Source organism: Aquabacterium sp. A7-Y, assembly GCF_026153205.1.
Classification (GTDB): Bacteria; Pseudomonadota; Gammaproteobacteria; order Burkholderiales; family Burkholderiaceae_C; genus Caldimonas.
Window position 1 is genome coordinate 64,874 of record NZ_JAPFBW010000015.1, and the last position, 19,030, is coordinate 83,903.

At 70.5% G+C, this 19,030-nt stretch carries 19 protein-coding genes; 7 read left to right on the top strand and 12 right to left on the bottom strand.

The window, feature by feature from the left end; all coding sequences use genetic code 11:
- Positions 1–4: 4 nt before the first annotated feature.
- The gene (gene gloA / locus OOT46_RS15245; RefSeq protein ID WP_265404470.1) at positions 5–394 is read right to left on the bottom strand and encodes a lactoylglutathione lyase; all 390 of its coding nucleotides are present in this window, start codon (positions 392–394) and stop codon (positions 5–7) included.
- A complete protein-coding gene (locus OOT46_RS15250) occupies positions 391–957 on the bottom strand; it encodes a PaaI family thioesterase (RefSeq protein ID WP_265404471.1) in 567 nt (188 codons plus the stop codon). Before OOT46_RS15250 ends, gloA begins: the two co-directional genes overlap by 4 nt.
- Positions 958–1,121: 164 nt before the next feature.
- On the opposite strand from OOT46_RS15250, the gene OOT46_RS15255 reads away from it, so the two are divergent.
- The 3 genes from OOT46_RS15255 (at position 1,122) to OOT46_RS15265 (ending at position 3,547) form a co-directional block, all read left to right on the top strand.
- The gene (locus tag OOT46_RS15255) at positions 1,122–1,796 is read left to right on the top strand and encodes a LysE family translocator (protein WP_265404472.1); all 675 of its coding nucleotides are present in this window, start codon (positions 1,122–1,124) and stop codon (positions 1,794–1,796) included.
- 84 nt (positions 1,797–1,880) lie between these two features.
- The gene (locus tag OOT46_RS15260; RefSeq protein ID WP_265404473.1) at positions 1,881–2,891 is read left to right on the top strand and encodes a GlxA family transcriptional regulator; all 1,011 of its coding nucleotides are present in this window, start codon (positions 1,881–1,883) and stop codon (positions 2,889–2,891) included.
- Between the two features lie 2 nt (positions 2,892–2,893).
- Positions 2,894–3,547, top strand: a complete 654-nt coding sequence (locus tag OOT46_RS15265) for a DJ-1/PfpI family protein (protein ID WP_265404474.1) — start codon at positions 2,894–2,896, stop codon at positions 3,545–3,547.
- Positions 3,548–3,572: 25 nt separating this feature from the next.
- Here OOT46_RS15265 and OOT46_RS15270 read toward each other — a convergent pair whose 3' ends face one another.
- Positions 3,573–4,898: a serine hydrolase domain-containing protein gene (locus OOT46_RS15270; protein WP_265404475.1), complete on the bottom strand. Its 1,326-nt coding sequence runs from the start codon at positions 4,896–4,898 to the stop codon at positions 3,573–3,575.
- A 323-nt stretch (positions 4,899–5,221) separates the two neighbouring features.
- Here OOT46_RS15270 and OOT46_RS15275 point away from each other — a divergent pair, with 323 nt between their 5' ends.
- A complete protein-coding gene (locus OOT46_RS15275) occupies positions 5,222–7,468 on the top strand; it encodes a molybdopterin oxidoreductase family protein (RefSeq protein WP_265404476.1) in 2,247 nt (748 codons plus the stop codon).
- 61 nt (positions 7,469–7,529) lie between these two features.
- Here OOT46_RS15275 and OOT46_RS15280 read toward each other — a convergent pair whose 3' ends face one another.
- Genes OOT46_RS15280 through OOT46_RS15295 form a run of 4 tightly spaced genes read right to left on the bottom strand, consistent with a single transcriptional unit; the run spans position 7,530 to position 10,962 of the window.
- Positions 7,530–8,540: a TRAP transporter substrate-binding protein gene (locus OOT46_RS15280; protein WP_416136200.1), complete on the bottom strand. Its 1,011-nt coding sequence runs from the start codon at positions 8,538–8,540 to the stop codon at positions 7,530–7,532.
- Positions 8,541–8,578: 38 nt separating this feature from the next.
- A complete protein-coding gene (locus OOT46_RS15285; RefSeq protein ID WP_265404477.1) occupies positions 8,579–9,859 on the bottom strand; it encodes a TRAP transporter large permease in 1,281 nt (426 codons plus the stop codon).
- Positions 9,860–9,869: 10 nt separating this feature from the next.
- Positions 9,870–10,373, bottom strand: a complete 504-nt coding sequence (locus OOT46_RS15290; RefSeq protein WP_265404478.1) for a TRAP transporter small permease — start codon at positions 10,371–10,373, stop codon at positions 9,870–9,872.
- 34 nt (positions 10,374–10,407) lie between these two features.
- Entirely contained in the window at positions 10,408–10,962 is a 555-nt protein-coding gene (locus OOT46_RS15295) for a gluconokinase (protein ID WP_265404479.1), read from the bottom strand.
- Between the two features lie 155 nt (positions 10,963–11,117).
- Between OOT46_RS15295 and OOT46_RS15300 the strand changes: the two genes are divergently transcribed.
- The 3 genes from OOT46_RS15300 (at position 11,118) to OOT46_RS15310 (ending at position 13,618) form a co-directional block, all read left to right on the top strand.
- Positions 11,118–12,143 carry a LacI family DNA-binding transcriptional regulator gene (locus OOT46_RS15300; protein WP_265404480.1) on the top strand — a complete coding sequence of 342 codons (1,026 nt, stop codon included), beginning with the start codon at positions 11,118–11,120 and terminating at the stop codon, positions 12,141–12,143.
- Positions 12,144–12,262: 119 nt separating this feature from the next.
- Positions 12,263–12,682, top strand: coding sequence for a hypothetical protein (locus OOT46_RS15305; protein ID WP_265404481.1), 420 nt, complete (start codon positions 12,263–12,265; stop codon positions 12,680–12,682).
- A gap of 219 nt (positions 12,683–12,901) precedes the next feature.
- Positions 12,902–13,618: a phasin family protein gene (locus OOT46_RS15310; RefSeq protein ID WP_265404482.1), complete on the top strand. Its 717-nt coding sequence runs from the start codon at positions 12,902–12,904 to the stop codon at positions 13,616–13,618.
- Between the two features lie 333 nt (positions 13,619–13,951).
- Here the strand turns inward: OOT46_RS15310 and OOT46_RS15315 are convergent, their stop codons facing one another.
- From OOT46_RS15315 to OOT46_RS15335, 5 genes are all read right to left on the bottom strand, one after another.
- Positions 13,952–14,350 carry a hypothetical protein gene (locus tag OOT46_RS15315; RefSeq protein WP_265404483.1) on the bottom strand — a complete coding sequence of 133 codons (399 nt, stop codon included), beginning with the start codon at positions 14,348–14,350 and terminating at the stop codon, positions 13,952–13,954.
- Positions 14,351–14,627: 277 nt separating this feature from the next.
- Entirely contained in the window at positions 14,628–15,350 is a 723-nt protein-coding gene (locus OOT46_RS15320; protein ID WP_265404484.1) for an alpha/beta hydrolase, read from the bottom strand.
- 101 nt (positions 15,351–15,451) lie between these two features.
- On the bottom strand, positions 15,452–16,552 hold the full coding sequence (locus OOT46_RS15325) for a DUF1513 domain-containing protein (protein ID WP_265404485.1): 1,101 nt from the start codon (positions 16,550–16,552) through the stop codon (positions 15,452–15,454).
- Positions 16,536–17,606 carry an imelysin family protein gene (locus OOT46_RS15330; RefSeq protein WP_265404486.1) on the bottom strand — a complete coding sequence of 357 codons (1,071 nt, stop codon included), beginning with the start codon at positions 17,604–17,606 and terminating at the stop codon, positions 16,536–16,538. Before OOT46_RS15330 ends, OOT46_RS15325 begins: the two co-directional genes overlap by 17 nt.
- Before the next feature lie 35 nt (positions 17,607–17,641).
- Positions 17,642–19,027 (bottom strand): di-heme oxidoredictase family protein, encoded by a 1,386-nt coding sequence (locus OOT46_RS15335; RefSeq protein ID WP_265404568.1) that lies wholly within the window; start codon positions 19,025–19,027, stop codon positions 17,642–17,644.
- Between the last annotated feature and the right edge of the window lie 3 nt (positions 19,028–19,030).

The window sequence follows — 19,030 nt, forward strand, 5'->3', positions numbered from 1 at the left end:
CGACTCAAGCGGGCCGGCGTTCGATCAGCTCGACCTTGTAGCCGTCGGGATCCGTGATGAAGGCGATCACGGTGCTGCCGCCCTTGACCGGGCCAGCCTCGCGCGTGACCTGGCCGCCATTGGCGCGGATCTTCTCGCAGGCCGCATAGGCGTCGGGCACCTCGATCGCGATGTGGCCGTAGGCTGTACCCATCTCGTAGTGGTCGACGCCGTAGTTGTAGGTCAGTTCGATCTCGGCATGCTCCGGGTTGCTGCCGTAGCCGACGAAGGCCAGCGAGTATTTCTGTTCCGGCCGGTCGGTGGTGCGCAGCAGCTGCATGCCCATCACGCGGGTGTAGAAGTCGATCGACCGTTGCAGGTCGCCGACGCGCAACATGGTGTGGAGGAGTCTCATCGGGGCGTGGGGCCCGTGGCGGGGCCGGGAAGGTCGAGGATAAAACAGGTCGTCGACGCGTGCGCGTAGAGCGTGCCGTCCGGCCCCAGCAGGCGGCCCTCGGCGGTCCCCAGGCGCCCGCCGACATGGATCACGCGGCCCTCGGCACGCACCAGCGGCACCCGGTCCGTGAGGGCCTTCACATAGTTGATCTTCAACTCGACCGTCGTGTAGGTCTTGCCCACCGGCAGCGTCGTGTGCACCGCGCAGGCCACCGCCGAGTCGAGCAGGGTGGCGGCCCAGCCGCCGTGCACCGAGCCGAGCGGGTTGTAGTGGGCGAACTGCGGGCGTCCCTGGAAGACGACCCGGCCGTGTTCCGCCTCGACGACCAGGAATGACAGGGTCTGCGTGATGGGCGGCGGCGGCAGCTCGCCGGCCATCATCGCCTCGTAGATCTGCAGGCCGGTCTTGCCTTGCACCTGCGGCGGTGTGCTCAGGCCGGGCGCGGCCATACGGGCGCGCACCTCCTGTTCGCGGGCTTGCCAGGCGGCCAGGGTGTCGGCCGCAGCGGCGGGGGTGTTCATCGTGCAACTCCTTGGAATCTCTCGGATGGCGGCACTGCCTTGCGGCCGCCAGTGTTGCACGCCCCGAAGAAGCCTGCAGGCGCTGCCTGTACTCGCCCGGCACCCTCCGCTGCGTCGGAAGGTGATATCTTCTTCAGCTTCTCTGTCTCTGCACCGCGCTGCACATGTTGACGCTGTTCACCGCCGCCATCGTGTTGGGGTTTGTTTTCAATGCCGCGCCGGGCGCGGTGTTCGCCGAAACGGTGCGCCAGGGGGTGCGGGGCGGCTTCAAGCCGGCCTTCGCCGTGCAGGTCGGCTCGCTGGTCGGCGATGCGCTGTGGGCCGTGCTGGGCCTGGCCGGCGTGGGCCTGCTGCTGCAGAGTCCGGTGCTGCGCCTGCCGATCGGCGTGGCCGGCGTGCTCTACCTCCTGTACCTCGCCTGGGACTCCTGGCGGGCGGCCAACCAGGAGTTCGCGGTGGAGACCGCGGGCGCCCCGGTGGAGGGCCGGCGCGCCTTGCGGGCCGGTGTGCTGCTGTCGGTGACCAATCCGCAGAATGTCGCCTACTGGGCGGCGCTGGGCAGCGCGATGGGGGCGGTGGGCGTGCACGACCCGTCGACGGCGCAGTACGGCGTGTTTTTCGCCGGCTTCATGACCTCCTCCGTGCTCTGGTGTTTCATCTGCGCGGCCCTGGTGGACCGGGTCTTCCGCAGTGTCGGACAGCACTGGGCGCGCTTCACCTACCGCGCCTGCGCGGTGGCTTTCCTGGCGCTCGCGATGTCCTCGCTGCGCGACCTGGTGGCTTCGCATCAGAAGCCGGCCCTGCCGGCGCAGCCGCCGGCCGTGCACGGCCGTCCCTGATCCTAGGCCGCCGGCGGGCGGCATGGCAGAAAACGTCGGAACAATGTCCTTGCGGACGCAGGCCGGGGCCCGCACGATAGCGGCATGACTGCGACCCGCCCCGCTCATCCCGTCCGCACGATCGCCGTGCTCGCCTATCCGGGCATGGAGCTGCTGGACGCGGTCGGGCCGCTGGAGGCCTTCTCCAATGCCGCGGCGCTGGGCGGCGTCGGGTATGCCGTGCAGGTGATTGCCGAGCGACCCGGCCTGGTGCGTGCGTCCTCGGGGCTGGCGATCGAGGCCGCGCGTGGCTTGCGCGGCCGGGGACCGATCGACACCTTGCTGGTGGCGGGAGGGGCGGGTGTGACGGCGGCCTGTGAGCAGGGCCGGCTGGTGCGCTGGATCGCGGCGATGGCGCCGCAGGTGCGCCGCATCGGCTCGATCTGCAGCGGCGCGATGCTGCTGGCCGAGGCCGGCCTGCTGGACGGGCGGCGCGCCGTGACGCACTGGAACTGGACCGCCCGGCTGGCCGGGCGCCATCCCGCGGTGAAGGTCGAGAGCGATCCCATCTTCGTCTGCGACGGCGCGGTCTGGACCTCCGCCGGGGTCTCCGCGGGCATCGACCTGGCGCTGGCGATGATCGAGCAGGACCATGGCCGCGCGCTCGCGCTGCGCACCGCGCAGGAACTGGTGATGTTCCTCAAGCGCCCGGGCGGGCAGTCGCAGTTCAGCGCCGAGCTGCAAGCCCAGGAGACGGCGGATGCGGGCTTGCAGGCCTTGCAGCGCTGGGCGCTCGCCCACCTCGACGAGGACCTGTCGGTCGAGACCCTGGCGGCGCGGGCCTGCCTCAGCCCGCGCCACTTCGCCCGCGTCTTCACGCAAGCGACCGGTATTGCGCCCGGCGAGTTCGTCGAACGCGCCCGGCTGCAGCGCGCCAAACGCGAGCTGGAAGACAGCGACCGCTCGATCGAGGCGGTGGCGCTGCGTTGCGGCTTCAAGAGCGGCGACGTGATGCGCCGTGTTTTCCTGCGCCGCCTCGGCATCTCGCCGGGCGACTGGCGGCACCGTTTCTCGACCACCGCGGGGACCGTCCCCGAGATCCTTTCCGGAGTTTGAACATGGCTTCCAGCGACGCGACCCTGGCCGGTTTCCTGGAGAGCGGCCGCTCGATCCGGGTCGGCATCCTGCTGTTCCCCGAGGTCGAGGTGCTCGACTTTGCCGGGCCTTTCGAGGTGTTTTCGGTCGCCGCCCGCATGGCGCGGCGGCGCCGTCCCGAGGCGCCGCCGGCCTTCGAGGTCGCCACCGTCGCCGTGCGCGCCGAACCGGTCGCGGCCCGCCACGGCCTGCAGGTGCTGCCGCGTTATGGCTTCGCCGATGCGCCGCGTTTCGACCTGCTGATCGTGCCCGGCGGCGTGGTGACCCAGCCGCTGCAGGACCCGGTCACCTTGCAATGGGTGGCCCACGCCGCGGCGGCCGCGACGCTGACTGCCTCGGTCTGCACCGGCGCCTTCGTGCTGGCCCGGCTGGGCCTGCTCGACGGCCGCACCGTCACCACCCACTGGGAGGACATCGAGGACCTGCGCACCGCCTTCCCGGCTCTGCGGGTGGTCGACTCGGTGCCCTTCGTCGACGAGGGCGCGCTGCTGACCTCGGCCGGCATCTCGGCCGGCATCGTGATGAGCCTACACCTGGTCGGGCGCATCCTCGGCGAGGACCTGGCGCGCGCGACGGCCCGGCAGATGCAGTACGACTGGGAGCCTCAGCCTCGCTGATGAGGCCGCGGCGCTGCGCATGGCGTCACAGCGCCGCGTAGACCATGTTGCGGAACAGCATGCGGTAGTGCTCGCGCTGGTGGGGGGCCTGCGACATCCAGATGGCGATCAGGTTTTCCTGCGGGTCGATCCAGAAGCTCGTGCCGCCGAAGCCGCTCCAGCTGTAGTCACCCGTCGAGCCCGCCGCGGTGGCTTCGCCCGGGCCCAGCCGCACCGCGAAGCCCAGGCCGAAGCCGTAGCCCGGCCCCGGCAGGTAGCCGGTGGTCGCGCCCGGCACGCGGCTCGCCTTGATCACGTCGGCACCCAGGTGGTCGCTGCGCATCAGGTCCACGCTGTGACGCGACAGCACCCGCACGCCGTCCAGCGTGCCGCCGGCCAGCAGCATGCGGCAGAAGCGCAGGTAGTCGGCCGCGGTCGACACCAGGCCGCCGCCGCCCGACTCGAACACCGGCGGTTTGCTGACGTCGATCAGACGCACTGCCTGGCCGGTGTCGGGGTCCTTCGGGAAGGGCTCGGCGACGCGCGCGAGCTGTTCGGCTGGCACATGGAAGCCGCTGTCCTTCATCTGCAGGGGCCCGAAGATGCGCTGCTGCAGGTGCTGGCCCAGCGGCTGCCCGCTGACACGCTCCACCAGCGCGCCCAGGACGTCGGTGGCGCGGCTGTACTCCCAGGTGGTGCCCGGCACGTAGGCGAGCGGCAGGGTGGCGATGCGCTGCGAGAACTCGGTGTTGCTGAGCCGGCCGTGCTCGACCCCGGCCTTCAGGTACTCGGTCTTGAGGGCCGACTGGCCGAACACGCCGTAGGTCAGGCCGGCGGTGTGGCGCATCAGGTCCTGCACCGTGGGAGCGCGTGGCGACGGCACACGCTCCAGCACCGGCCGGCCGCTGGCGTCCTTCTTCTCGATGCCCAGGCTCAGGTTCTTGAACTCCGGCAGGTAGCGCTCGACGGGATCGTCGAGCTGGACCTTGCCTTCCTCGACCAGCTGCATCACGGCGACCGAGACCACGGGTTTGGTCATCGAATAGATGCGGAAGATGCTGTCCGCCGTCATCGGCGGGCCGTCCGGCGTGCGCCGGCCCAGGGCCGATTGATGCACCACACGGCCGTCGCGCCAGACCAGCATGACCGCGCCGGGCAGGCGGCCCTGCGTGATGTCGTGTTCCACCGTGCGGTCGAGGCGCTGCAGTGCGGCGCTGTCGAACGGCGCGGCGCCGCCCGGGGTGCTGCCGGGGGTGGCGCACGCGGCCAGCAGGGCGCTGGTGCACACGGTGCACAGCGCCAGGCCGTGCCGGACACGGGCCAGGGCGGAGGGCGATGGGGAGGACGGCGTGGGGGTCGGATCGGCGTGCAAGGGTGTCTCCTGTTGGTTGTCGTGCCGGTGACACGCTAAGACCAGTGCCACCGGCCTTGCTGTCACCAAGGCGTCATCCTGGGGCTCACGGTTTTGATGTGAAGTTGCGTGTTCTGCATTGCAGTTCCATGGTCGAGTGCCTTGCCCGTCATCTTGTCTCCTGAGTGACTGGCAGCGGCGGCGCAAGCACCGACCATCAGGCGCACCGCGACGGACGCCCGAGCCGCCGCGGCGCACGGCGTGCGGCCCTGACCCGGGAGGTCATGGCCTCTCCTGCCCCATTCCTGCATCCTCTCGTTCATCGTTTTCGCCTGGAGCCCTGCATGCACGTTACGCAGCCCGCACCGACCGTCGTCCGCCGCATCTGCCCGCTTTGCGAGGCCAGCTGCGGCCTGGAACTCAAGGTGGCCGAGGGACGGGTGCTGTCGATCCGCGGCGACGACAGCGACGTCTTCAGCGCCGGCTACCTCTGCCCCAAGGGCGTGGCCTTGAAGGACCTGCACGAGGACCCGGACCGGCTGCGCAAGCCCCTGGTCAAGCGCGACGGCCGGTTCGTCGAAGTCAGCTGGGACGAGGCGTTTGCCGAGATCGAGCGCCGGCTGCCGCCGCTGATCGAGCGCCACGGCCGCAACACCGCCGCGGTCGTACTGGGCAATCCCTCGGTGCACAAGCTGGGCCTGATGCTCTACGGGCCGCGGCTGCTCAAGGCGCTCGGCACGCAGCAGATGTACTCGGCCTCGACCTTGGACCAGATGCCCAAGCAGCTCTCCTGCGGCCTGATGTACGGGAGCTGGCTGTCGGTGCCGGTGCCGGACATCGAGCGCTGCGGCTTCCTGCTGATCCTGGGTGGCAATCCGGTGGCCTCCAACGGCAGCCTCTGGACCGTGCCCGACTTCCGCGGCAAGGCGCGCGACATGCAGGCCCGTGGGGGCCGTATCGTGGTGGTCGATCCGCGCCGCAGCGAGACTGCCGAGTTGGCCAACGAGCACCTGTTCATCCGCCCCGGCGGCGACGTGTTTTTCCTGCTCGGACTGGTGCACACGCTGTTCGACGAACAACGGGTGCGCCTGGGACGGCTGGAGCCCCACCTGGCAGGTGTGGACGAAGTGCGCCAGGCCGTGGCTCCCTACACGCCGGAGCGGGTGGCGTCGCGCTGTGGCATCGATGCCGCGACGATCCGGCGCCTGGCGCGCGAGCTGGCCGCGGCGCCGCAGGCGGCGGTCTATGGGCGGCTGGGTACCTGCACGCAGGAGTACGGGACGCTGGCGAGCTGGCTGGTCGACGTGCTCAACGCCCTCACCGGCCACCTGGACGAGCCGGGCGGCATGATGTTTCCCAAGGCGGCGGCTTTCGCGGCCAACACCGCCGGCAAGCCCGGGATCGGACGCGGCGTGATCACCGGTCGCTACAAGAGCCGCGTGAGCGGCGCGCCGGAGGTGATCGGCGAACTGCCGCTGACCTGCCTGGCCGAGGAAATCGAGGCGCCCGGCGAGGACCGGGTGCGGGCGCTGATCACGATCGCCAGCAACCCGGTGCTGTCGGCACCCCATGGCGAGCGCCTGTCGGCCGCGCTCGATACGCTGGACTTCATGGTCAGCGTCGACATCTATTTGAACGAGACCACCCGCCACGCCGACGTGATCCTGCCGGGGCGCTCGCCGCTGGAGGACGCCCACTACGACGTGACCTTCTCACAGCTGTCCTACCGCAACCATGCCCGCTACAGCGAGCCGGTGTTCGCGCCGCCCGCTGGGCAGCCGGCGGAGTGGCAGGTGTTGCAGCGGCTGACGGCCATCGTCTTGGGGCTGGGCGCGGACGCCGATCTGGAGGCGCTCGACGACCGCCAGACGCTGGAGCAGGTGCGCAAGCTGGCCGGCGAGCAGGCCGACGCCGTGTTCGCCGCGGTGTCGAAGCACCGCGGACCGCAGCGCCTGCTCGACCTGGGACTGCGCAGCGGCCCCTGGGGGGACGGCTTCGGCGCGCGGCCGGACGGGCTCACGCTGGACAAGGTGAGGGCCGCGCCCGCCGGCATCGACCTGGGGGCCCTGCAGCCGCGCGTGCCCGAGGTGCTGCGCACGCCGTCGGGACGCATCGAACTGGCGCCGCCGGTGCTGCTGCAGGACCTCGAGCGTGTCGCAGCGGACCTGGAGCGGCCGGCGCCGCCACTCGTGATCGTCGGCCGCCGCCACGTGCGCTCCAACAACAGCTGGATGCACAACCTGCCGGTGCTCGCCAAGGGACCGGTGCGCTGCACGCTGCTGGTCCATCCGGCCGACGCCGATCGGCTGGGGCTGCGCGACGGCGAGACGGCGCGCCTGGTGGCCGCGGGCGGACGCTCGGTGGAGGCGCCGGTGCAGCTCAGCGACGAGATGATGCCGGGGGTCGTGAGCCTGCCGCACGGCTGGGGTCACCATCTGCCCGGCACCCAACTGCGTGTGGCGGCCGAGCGGCCGGGGGCGAACCTGAACGCGCTGCTGGACGACAGCCAACGCGACCCGCTGTCCGGCAACGCGGTGCTGAGCGGGGTGCCGGTGCGGCTGGAGCCCGTGGCGGCGAGCGCCGGCGCCTGAGGCGTCGACGGCGCGGCCGCGCAGGCAGGAGCCGCCCGCCGACGGCGGGCGATGTCTGGCCTTACTTGCGTGCCTTCGCCACGGCGGCCTGCAGCTCGTTCCAGAGGTCCATGCCGACGCTGGCGGCGACGCTGGCGTTGACCCGGGTCAGGCGGTCGCGCATGCGGCTGGCCTCGGCGGGCGAGAGATCGTTGACCTGCATGCCCTTGGCCTTCAGTTCGGCCAGTGCCTTGGCGGCCTCCTCGCGGGTGTCCTTGCGCTCGAAGTCACGGCTCTTTCTGGCCGCCGCCAGCAGCACGTTCTTCTCGGCGGCCGACAGGCCGTCCCAGTACTTCTTGCTGACCAGCACGATCCACGGGCTGTAGACGTGGTTGGTCACCGTGAGGTACTTCTGCACCTCGTAGAACTTGCTGGACAGGATGGTGTTGTAGGGGTTCTCCTGGCCGTCGACCGCCTTGGTCTCGAGGGCCGTGAACAGCTCGGAGAAGGGCAGCGGCACGGCGTTGGCGCCCAGGGTCTTGAAGCTGTCGAGGAACACGTTGTTCTGCATCACGCGCAGCTTGATGCCGTTGAGGTCCTCGAGCTTGGCGACCGGCTGCTTGTTGTTGGTCAGGTTGCGGAAGCCGTTCTCCCAGTAGACCAGGCCCACCAGGCCCTTCTCCTGCAGCTTGTCCATCACCTTCTGGCCCACCGGGCCGTCCAGCACCGCATCGGCCTCGCGCGTGTTGTTGAACAGGAAGGGCGTGTCCCAGATCGCCATTTCCTTGGTGATGCCCACCAGGGTCGCGGTCGAGCCCACCATCATCTCCTGGGCGCCGCCGATCAGGGCCTGCTGCATCTGCACGTCCGAACCCAGTGCAGCTGCGCCGATGGCGCGCACCTTCATCTTGCCGCCCGAGGTTTTCTCGACCTCCTGCGCGAACAGCTTGACCGCGCGGCCCTGGTTGGACTGCTCGTTGAGGCCATAGCCGAAGCGGATCAACCGGGGCTTGAAGTCCTGGGCCTGGGCCTGGGCACCGGCGGCGGCCAGGGCGACGCCGAGCACGGCGCACAGTTGTTTGAGCTGGTTCAAGAAAGTCTCCTTCAGGGGGCGGGGGAAACGGGTCGACCTCACTGGATCCACTTCAGCGGGGAAAGGATGAGCTGCGGGAACACCGTGAACAGCGCCAGCAGCACGAAATACATCAGCAGGAAGGGGGTGGTGCCGCGGATCACCGTTTCCATGCGCAACCGGCCGACGCCGGCCACCACGTTCTGCACGGTGCCCACGGGGGGCGTGATCAGCCCCAGGCAGCCGACGTAGATGAACATGAAGCCGAAGTAGACCGGGTCGATACCGGCCTTGGCTGCCAGCGGCGCGCACACCGGGGCGAAGATCAGGATGGTCGGCGTCAGGTCCATCGCGGTGCCGACCAGCAGCAGGAAAACCATCATCAGCGCCATGAACAGCACCGGCTTGTCCATCACCGGCGCAAAGCTTTGCGCCAGTTCATTGGGCAGGTCGGCCAGCGTGATCATGTAGGCGGTGACGGTCGCCGCGCCGCACAGGAACATGACCACGGCCGTGGTCTTGCTGGCAGCGACCAGCACCCGGTAGACGCCGGCCCAGTCCAGTTCGCGGTAGATGAAGACCGAGACGAACAGCGCATAGACCGCGGCCACCACGGCCGCCTCGGTGGGCGTGAAGACGCCGCCCTTCAGGCCGCCCAGGATGATGACCGGCATCATCAGTGCCCACAGGCTGCGCAGCAGCGCGCGCCCGCGCCCGGACCAGGCCACCTTCTCCATGGCCGCCAGCCGGTGCTGCCGGGCGATGCCCCACCACGCGGCGATCAGGAACAGACCCATCATCAGGCCGGGGAAGACGCCTGCGAGGAACAGCTTGCTGATCGAGGTGTTGGTCGTGACGCCGTAGATCACGAAGGGCATGGACGGCGGGATGATGGGGGCGATGATGCCGCCCGAGGCCAGCAAGCCGGCGCCGTAGCTGTCCGGGTACTGCTGCTGCCGCATCATCGGCAGCAGGATGGTGGCCAGGGCCGCGGTGTCGGCGATCGCCGAGCCGCTCATCGAGGCCAGCAGAATGGCCGCGGCGATCGCGACATAACCCAGGCCGCCGCGGATGTGGCCGACAAAGGCGCGCGCCAGGTCGATGATGCGGCGGCTCAGGCCGCCTGCATTCATCAGCTCGCCGGCGAGGATGAAAAACGGCACCGCCAGCAGCGGGAAGCTGTCGAAGCCGGCTTGCAGGTTCTGCGCCAGCAGCTGGGCGTCGAAAAAGTCGAGGTGGTACATCAGCGCCACGCCGGTCAGCACCAGCGCATGCGCGATGGGCATGCCGATCAGCATCGCGGCGAGCAGCACGAGGAGGAAGATGGCGGTCACGACCATGGGGGTTGCCTCACTCCACCGCAGCGTCTTGGTCGTGCGGCGGCCGGCGGTGTCCCTGCACGGCCTGCGTCACCAGCACCGCCAGCATGCCGATGGCCAGCACCAGGGTCGATGCGGCCGCCAGCGCCAGCGGATAGCCGATCACGGTGCTGAAGCTGTGGAGCCCGGCCTGGACCTGCTGCCACGAGCCTTGCGCCACCAGCAGCATGACATAGGCGATGCCCAGCCGGCTGAGCCACTCGCAGGCGCGCAGCGGTGCGCCTTTCAGGCGTGACGTCAGCATCTCGAAGCCGAGGTGCTTGTTCTCGCCCGAGGCGAGGATGGCGCCGATGCACACCAGCCACACGAACAGCAGCCGCGACAGCTCCTCGTAGAACACGATGCCGGTGTCGAAGACATAACGCAGCACGACGTTGATGAACACGGCCAGCACCATGCCGGCCAGGCCGAGGGCCATCGCGGCCTCGGCGAGGCGGCGCAGCAGCCGCACGGCGCCGCGGGGGGAGGGGGGCATTGCAGAGGACATCAGGATCTTTCCGGGCAGGGACTCAGGGCTGCGGGACGGGCACGGCGGCCGTCGTGCCGCCGGCCGCCAGCCAGTCCACCACCTCGGCGCAAAGCCGCTCCAACGGCAGGCGGGCATCCACCCGCAGCACGCCCGGCTCGGCCAGCGGCGGCTCGAGGGTCGCAAACTGGCTGGCCACCAGGCTGGGCGGGAACAGATGGCCGGGCCGCGACGCGACCCGCTGAAAGGCGGTCGCCTGGTCCAGATCGAGGAAGGCAAAGCGCAGGCCGGGGGAGGCGGCGCGAAGGCGGTCTCGGTAGCGCTGTCTCAGTGCGGAGCAGGTCAGCACGACCCCCTCCGGGTGGCCGCGCAACTGCTCTCCCAGGCGGTCCAGCCAGCCTTCGCGGTCGCTGTCGTCAAGCGCCACGCCGGCCCGCATCTTCGCGACGCTCTCCGGGGCATGGAAGTCGTCGCCTTCGAGCAGGGTCCAGCCGAGCGCGTGCGCGACGGCCTGCCCCAGGCTGGACTTGCCGCAGCCCGCCACCCCCATCACGACAAGAGAGCGGGGCGTGGAATCGGTGTTGGTAGCGCTGTCCATCTTGATCCAAAAAATCCGCCATCGCGGCGGGCAGGAAAGGGTGCGACCGGTGGGATGCCCGGGCTGAAGGGAGGCGATTGTAGACGGTTGTCGGAAGGCTCGGGTAGCGCTATCCTACGCCACGGATCGAGAAAACGAACAGGGATAACCCGAGGATGACAGAACCCACCCGGCGCCGCCGCTCCAGCGGCCGCGTAACGTTGCAGGACGTCGCCCGCGAAGCCGGGGTGAGTCCGATCACCGCCTCGCGCGCCCTGCGCAACGAACGCGGGGTGGGCAGCGAGCTGAGCGCGCGGGTCCAGGAGGCGGTCCAGCGCCTCGGTTATGTGCCCGATCCGGCGGCACGGGCGCTGGCGTCTTCGCGCAGCACCCAGGTCGCGGTGCTGGTGCCGCTGCTGTCCAACGCGCTGTTCGTCGACCTGCTCGAAGCCGTGCACCGCACGCTGTTCCCCGCCGGCTACCAGACCCTGATCGGTGTCACCCACTACGACCCCGAGGAAGAGGAACAGCTGCTGCGCAGCTACCTTGCACACCGGCCGGCCGGCTTGCTGGTGACCGGGTTCGACCGTACCGAGGGGGCGCGTCAGCTGATCCAGGCCAGCGGCCTGCCGTGCGTGCATCTGATGGAGGCCACCGAGGCGTCCGGCGTCTACTGTGCCGGCTTCTCGCAGATGGAAGCCGGCGCCGCCATCGCCGAGCACCTCTTGTCGCGTGGCCGACGTCGCATTGCCTTCGTCGCGGCACAACTCGATCCTCGCACCATGCAGCGGGCTGAAGGGTACCGCCGCGTCATGCGGCGCGCCGGGCTCTATGACGCGCGCCTCGAACTGCTCTGCCCCGAGCAGTCGTCGATCTCACTGGGCGCACGCCTGTTCGAGGACTTGCTGAAGACCCGCACCGACGTGGACGCTGTTTTCTTCTGCAACGACGACCTGGCGCAGGGCGGGCTGCTGGCCGCCCACCGGCTCGGTGTCGCGGTGCCCGATCGGGTCGCGGTGGCCGGGTTCAACGACCTCGCGGGCAGCGACCAGATGTGGCCCGCCCTCACGACGGTACGCACGCCACGCGCCGAGATCGGCGAGGCCGGCGCGCGCATGCTGCTGCAACTCATGCGTGGCGAGCTGCCGCAACCGTCCTGCGTGCGGCTGGGGTGGCAGGTGGTGGTGCGCGAGAGCGCCTGAGCGTCACGCCGATCAGCCTCGGTGCCGGGGTGGCGTCAGGGGAATTGCCGTGCAGCTTGCACACCCATCGGACGGCGATTATGTTGGTCGGCCGACCAGCCCGATTCGCAGGAGCGACGATGAGCAGCCCTTCCTTACGCTATCCGCAGCCCCAGGATGTTACCGATGCCATTCCCCGCATGCTGCGGGGCGGCGATGCCGATCCGATCCAGGACTGGGTCACGCTTTGCGACGCCTGCTCTCGTTCAGCCGTCGACACGGTCGAGCGCAGCACCGCCGCCTGGATGGAGACCCAGAGCCTGATGTGGCTCGGCCCCATGCAATGGCTGTGGCCGACCCTGCCCCTGGTGCCCGGCCGAGACGATCCGGTGCAGGACGACGCGAACAAGCTGATGGCAGGCACCGTACCGCCGCAGCCTTTCCAGGAGGCTGCCCGAGAGCTGCTGGCCATCGGTTGGCGCGGTGTCGGCGACTGGCGTCAGTGGTGGGCCCCGTGGACCCATTGGAGCAACGCGCTGTCCTCCTCGCGCCTGCACTGACAACACGGCGGGGAAGGGCGCGCGGCCGGAATCCGCCGGGTTTGCCGGGCCCGTGGGTGCTTGTCACATTTCAGCGGCAGGATGCCCACGACGTGCCCGGGTCCTTGGGTTGACGCCGGCTCACCGGGCACGCCCAATGCCCCTTCCCGTCTCGTGGGCGGTGGCCTGCCGCCGCCTCTCAGGTTTCTCGTCCCTCTTCTCGACCTCAGGAGACCTTGCATGAAAACTCCAGCAGCCAGTTCCGACATCGCATCCGCCGCCGCCCAGACTGTGCAGTCGGCCGGCCAGGCCGCCCATCAGGCGACTCAGCAGGCGACCCAGCAGGCCATTAACCAGGCCGGCAGTGCCGAGAACCGGGCCAGCGCCAGTGCCGCTGCCGCACTCGACCAGTGGGCCCAGCTGAGCAAGGCGCAGCTTGGTTTCACGCTCTCGATTGCCCAGTCCCTGCTCAAGGGCACTCGCGCGCTGCGCCAGGTGCAGCTGGAGGCCGGCGAGCGGGCCCAGGAACGTTTCACCGAAGCCCAGTCGCGGCTGGGTGCGGCGCGCGACATCAACGAGCTGATCAGCGTGCAGAGCCAGCTGTTACGTTCCAACGCAGAAAGCGCGCTGCAGTACTGGACCCAGTGTTTCGACGCGCTGCAGCGCAGCCGGGTCGAGGCCGCCGGCAGTGCCGCATCGGCCCTCAGCGACCTGCAGAAGGCCACCCAGCAACTGGCCAGCCGCGGCGCCGCCACCTCCACCGCCGCCGCTCAGGGGACCGGCGAGGACCTGTCGCGCGCCTGGGGCGCTGCTGGCATGTTGGGCTGGCCTTCCGAGGACGCGGCCCGCAGCGCGATGAACTGGGCCACCTCCGCCTGGGACCAGTGGCTGACCCAGGCGAGCCAGTGGCAGCGCTCCGCCGGGCAGGCCGCCGGCTCGCAGTCCTCGATGCACTGAGGTCTGACCTGACCCGGGGCCGCTTGGCCCCGGATTGTCTCCCGGGGCCGGACCGAAGGTTGGTTCGACGGTCCGCAGGCCGTTCGCCATGTGCCGGGCCCCGGAGATCCACTGGACCGTCTGTCCCCTTCTGTCCGCCTCGCCAGGCGGCTGCGCGCCCAACATCGCGGCTGGATCCTTCCAGCGCGCTGGACATCGAGAACGGGAGACCCGCCGGACAGGCGGTGTGGAGAAGGCGTCCGGGCCGGACGCCAAGCGGGTCATCGAGCAGGGCTGGAGGCTGGCCGCGGAGCTTTGAACGCCCCGGGCCAGTGGGCGGCTTGGGCCGGCCCGTCAGCGCATCGTGCCGCTCTGGTTGTCGAGCTCGGTCGCACTGTCCTTGCCAGGCCACCATTCGGTCGCTTCGCCTTCGCCGACCGGACCCTGCAGGTTCGACGCCGGGTGGCGCTGGAACTGGGGCGGAACGTTCTGATCACCGGCGCTGCCGGACGGATAGGCGTCCGAGGTGGTCGAGGCGCTGCCGCTGCTGTTGCTCATGCTGCGGGTCCCGCTGGCGTCCTGGGTGGCATTGGGCCCGGTCTGCGAGGCGTTGCCCTGCGAGTTGCCGATGTTCTGTTGGGTGCCGCTGGTCGGCGGGCTGGCGGTGTCGGTCTGCGCGCTTTGCGCATAAGCTCCGCCGGCTGCCAGCAAGGCCGCCATCACACCGCTCAGCAGTTTCTTGTTCGGGTACATCTCAGCATTCCTTTCCTGAAAAATGGACCATGGCCGGATCGTTTCGAGCCGGCCCGCAAGCGCGCTTCTTTGCAACATGATGTAGTCCGTCGCCGCGCGCTTTGTGATGGGGGACGCCGACAACACGGGGGCCGGCGCCTCAGACCCATGCAGGAAACAAAGCAGCTGACGTGCCCAGGCCCGGGCCCCGAGGAACAGCTGTCCGACACCCTGCGGTGCTAGGGAAAACACGTACAAATTGCCGCCCCGTGCAGCTTGCGCCGCGTGGGCCGATGCTTCAGCCCGGCCGCTCGTAGGCCAGCGTGGCGCGCTGAGCCACCCAGTGAGCGAAGTCGGCAGCCATCGCGTTGGAGATCTCATGCCCGCCGGGGTAATCGCGGTAGACCAGCTGCACGCGGTGCTCGGCCAGGGTGTGCATGGCGTCGACCGCGTGCTCCGAGGGAATCACCTCGTCGGCGCCGCCATGGGCCAGGAATGCCTGCAGGTGCGAGAGCTGGGCGTCCGGTGCCAACTGCCACTTCACCTGTGAAAGGATGCGACCGCACAGGATGGCGATGCCCGCGACCTTGTCGGGACGCGTCAGCCCCACGCTCGCGCTCAACACGCCACCCTGGCTAAAGCCGGCCACATACACCTGGCGCGGATCGAAGGGGTGGGCCTGGCGCAGCTGGGCAATGAACTGCAGCAGCAGCAGCCGGGCCGCTTCGGCCTGGTCGGGGTCGGCGCGCAGGCCCATGGCGGTTTCCTGCAGGCTGTACCAGCCATAACCGCCCTGGGCCATCGCCAGGGGGCCGCGCACCAGCGCCACATGGACGTCGGCCGGCAGCCGCTCGATCAGTGGCGCCATGCTGCTTTCGTCGCCGCCGACGCCATGCAGCAGGATCAGCAGCGGCCGGCGTGCGGCCGACGGCAGGGCCGGCCGCCAGCGGTAGACCAGGGACACATGCTCCGATTGCAGCGGGGCGCTGAGCGGCAGCGGAGTGGAAGGGGGAAGGTTCATCGGCGTCTCCTGCTGTCGAGCCAGCGGGCAGCAAGCGTTCCCGGCCCGGCCTGCCGGCTCGAGCCGTTCTCTGCGGCCACGGCGCCGTCTCTCTCGGCGCGCTAGGCGGGCGGCAGCACGACCCAGTGGTTGTCCAGGCGCAGCGTCTCTCTGGCGGGCAGCGGCAGTGCTTGGCCGGCTCCCCGCCCGGTCCAGTCGAGCAGTGCGGCGCGACCGCCGCTCCACAGCTGCTCGCCCGTGCTGGACAGCGCGCAGGCCTCGGCCAGCGGGACATGGCCGACGGGTCGACCGTCGGCCTCCCAGAGCGCCACGCGCCCGGCGCGCGGGCTGCTGACGGCAAAACGGTTCCCGAGCGCCGCGATGTCACCCCCGTAACCCGACATCGAGACCCCGTCCGGCAGCGGCGCGGTGCGCAGCTCGCGGCCGTCAAACAGCGCCAGCACCGGCGCGGCCTGCTTCACGTCAAGGTGCTCGTGTTCGGCCTGCAGCGCGATGCCCAGCGTGCCGTCGGCGAGGCGGGCGAGATGACGCAGGCTGAGGCGCCGGTCGGCCAGTCGCCATTGGCCCAGCAAGCTGCCATGGCGGGGGTCGAGGCACACCAGCGAGGAGTCCATGTGCTCGAGGTCCAGCTTGGCACGGCCGGTTTCCGGACGGGTGGCGATGCCGCCGTTGGCGACCAGAAGGCGGCCGGCGGCATCCCGCAGCAGTTCATGCGGGTCGGCACCGGCGGTGGGCCATTCGGCGAGCTTCTCGAGGCTGCGTGCGTTCCGTACGCCGATCAAGCCCTGACCCGAGCTCAGATCGGTTTCGGTGGTGTAGAGGGTGCGACGGTCGGCGCTGAGGAGCACATGGCCGTTGTAGGCGCGGTCGGGCTCGATCCAGCACCACGCGAGCGCGCGCCCGTCGGGATGCCAGCGCAACAGCCAGTCGCCCGGCCGGCGTGCCACGCTGAGCAAGGTGCCGTGGGGCTCGACCCACAGCCCGTGGGCGCGCGTGGGGATGTCGAGTCGGGCCTGCACGGCCACGCGGCCGGCGTGCAGCGTGAGCACGCCGAGTTGCTGGCCGCGCTCGGTGGCCCAGCCGGCGGCCAGTCGGGGCGGCCTGGTGGCGGGAGCCGTGATCGCGGGCCCCGCTGCCGCGGCCAGGGCGGCCGCCAGCCATTCGCGTCGGCGCCACATCCGTCGGTCAATCTCCATCGGCATCGGAAAAGCCGATGCTGACCTCCAAGGCCGGCGCGGCGCTGTCCTCGGCATAACGCTTCAGCGCGGTGAGCGCGGCGGCCGCTTCCAGCACGCGGGGCGGCGACTGGGGCGCGGCGCGGCGCACTGCAAGGTCGGCTTGCGCCATCGCGGCTGCCAGCCGGTCGGCCACCTCGTTCAGCCCGCGCCCGCGCAGATAGGTTTCCAGCGGCACCAGGCCCCGGTTCGGCGCCGGCACCGGCTCGCCAGGCAGCGCAGCACCCAGGCGGCGCACCGCCTCCCAGCGTGCCTGCCAGCTGGCCTGCGTCGCAGCGCCGAGCAGGCGCGGAAAGGCCGGCGGCTGGCGGCCGCCTTGCCCGGCGCTGCGTACCGGTCGTTCCATGTCCTGCCAGCGCAGGCGTTCGAGGGCGCCGACCCACTGGTTCACCACCTCGGCCATCGCGGCGGGCGCCGGCTCGGCCTCGAGCGGTTCGCGGGTCGCGGCCTCGAAGGCCTGGGCCAGGGCCTCGGCCTCGCGCGCGATGTCGGCTGCCACCTGCACGGCGTAGCGGCAGGCCGGTGTGGCGGGCGCCAGGCGCGCCTTCCACAGCAGCCATTCGAGTGCGGGCAGCCCCTTGGCAGGCGTGCCGATGCGCTCCATCGCGGCCGGTCCGTCAGGGGCCTTCTCGATGGCACGCTGGATCAGCTCGGGACGGGTTGGCACGAAGTCGATCTGGCGCGCCGAGCGCCGCGCGACGAGGGGGCCGGCACTCACGCCGGACAAGCGGTCCCAGGCCAGCGCCGTCTCGCGCCACTGTCCGCGAGCCTGCTGCAGGGCGGCCGCCGGCGCCGTACCGGTGGGCTCGCAATAGGCTTGCAGGGCGGGCTCCAACCGGGCACCCTGGCGCGCGAACTCGGCGGCGCGGGGGGCGTACCAGTGCTCGTGGACGCCTTGCATGAAAGCCGCTGCCGTGTAGTAGGGCACCGCTACCACCGGCCGGGTGCCGGGCGTGCCAGCCGCCGCGGGCAGGCACAGCGCCGCCAGGGCAGACAGCGCGAAGGTGAGCCGGACCGTCATCGGGACGGAGGCAGGCCGCAGGACATCGATTCGCTTCACAGGGACTCCACAAACTTCACCAGTGCTGCACGTTCCTCCCGGCTCATCCTGAGGACCTTGTCGCGGCTCGCCTGGGCCTCGCCGCCATGCCACAGGATGGCTTCCAGCACGCCGCGTGCGCGGCCGTCGTGCAGCAGGCGCTGGTGGCCGTTGACCTCTCGGATCAGCCCCACGCCCCACAGCGGCGGCGTCTTCCACTGACGGCCGTCGGCCTCGAAGTCGGGGCGGCCATCGGCCAGGCCTTCGCCCATGTCGTGCAGCAGCAGGTCGGTGTAGGGCCAGATCTTCTGCCCCTCCAGCGCCGGGCTGCTCAGGCGTGGAAAGGGCGCCTGAGCGGTGACATAGGAGGGGCGATGGCAGACCGCGCACTGCGCGTCTTGGAACAGTTTCTGGCCGCGCCGCACCTGGGCCTGGTCGGCACGGCGGCGCGCCGGAGGGGCGAGCGTGGCCTGGTAGAACACCACGTTGTCGAGGGTGTGGTCGTCGATCTCCGGGCCTTCGCCCTTCGCGCCACGCGGGGCATCGCGACAGTCGGTCTGGGTCTGCGAGCAGGCCTCGTCGGGGAACAGGGACGACGTGATGCCGATGTCCCCGAGGAAGGCCGCCGCGGTCTGGTGCTTGAGCGTGGCGACATTCGCCTTCCAGCCGTAGCGGCCCAGCCTGAACTGTTGCGACGGCGCGTCCCAGACGCGATTCGCTCGGCCGCGTATGGGGCCGCCGGCGCCTGCCTGTTCCTTCACGTTGGCGAGGATGTCGGCGTCGGCTATTGCTTCGAGCAGCCCGACGCCGATCACCTGCGGCGCGATGCGCGGGCTCAACATCAGGCCCTCGGCGGTCGGGCCGTAGGCCAGCTCGCGCAGCTCATAGTGCGGCTTCTGCAGCGTGTAGCGGGTGCCGTCGGCAAAGCGCCCGTGCACGGTGGTGTGGCGGATGGCGACGCGGGCTTCGGGCTGGACGCCCTGGACCGCGGCATTGTTGAGCTGGTCGCCGTAGATCGGGTCGGGCAGAGGACCGCCGTGCTCGTTGCGCCCCGGCACCGACAGTCGCATCAGCAGGGCCACCGGGGGCTCGCTCAGGCCGCGCCGGAAGTCCGGCGGCGCACCGCGGCCGTCCTGCACATGGCAGCCGCCGCAGGAGCGCGCGATGAAGTGCGGCCCGAGGCCGTCGCGCGCCGAGGTCGAGGACGGTGCCTCGACCCAGTTGCGGCGGAAGAAGGAGTTGCCGATGGCGAAACGCGTGCGCTCCTCGTCGGCCAGATTGGCGGCGGGGAAGGAAAACGCATTGCGGCCGTCGGCGTGCACGGTGGTCTGCCCGCCGGTGAGCACGCCCAGCGGGTCGTCGTCCTGGCGTTGCGCCTGGGGCGCGCCGGCGCACAGGGCCATCAA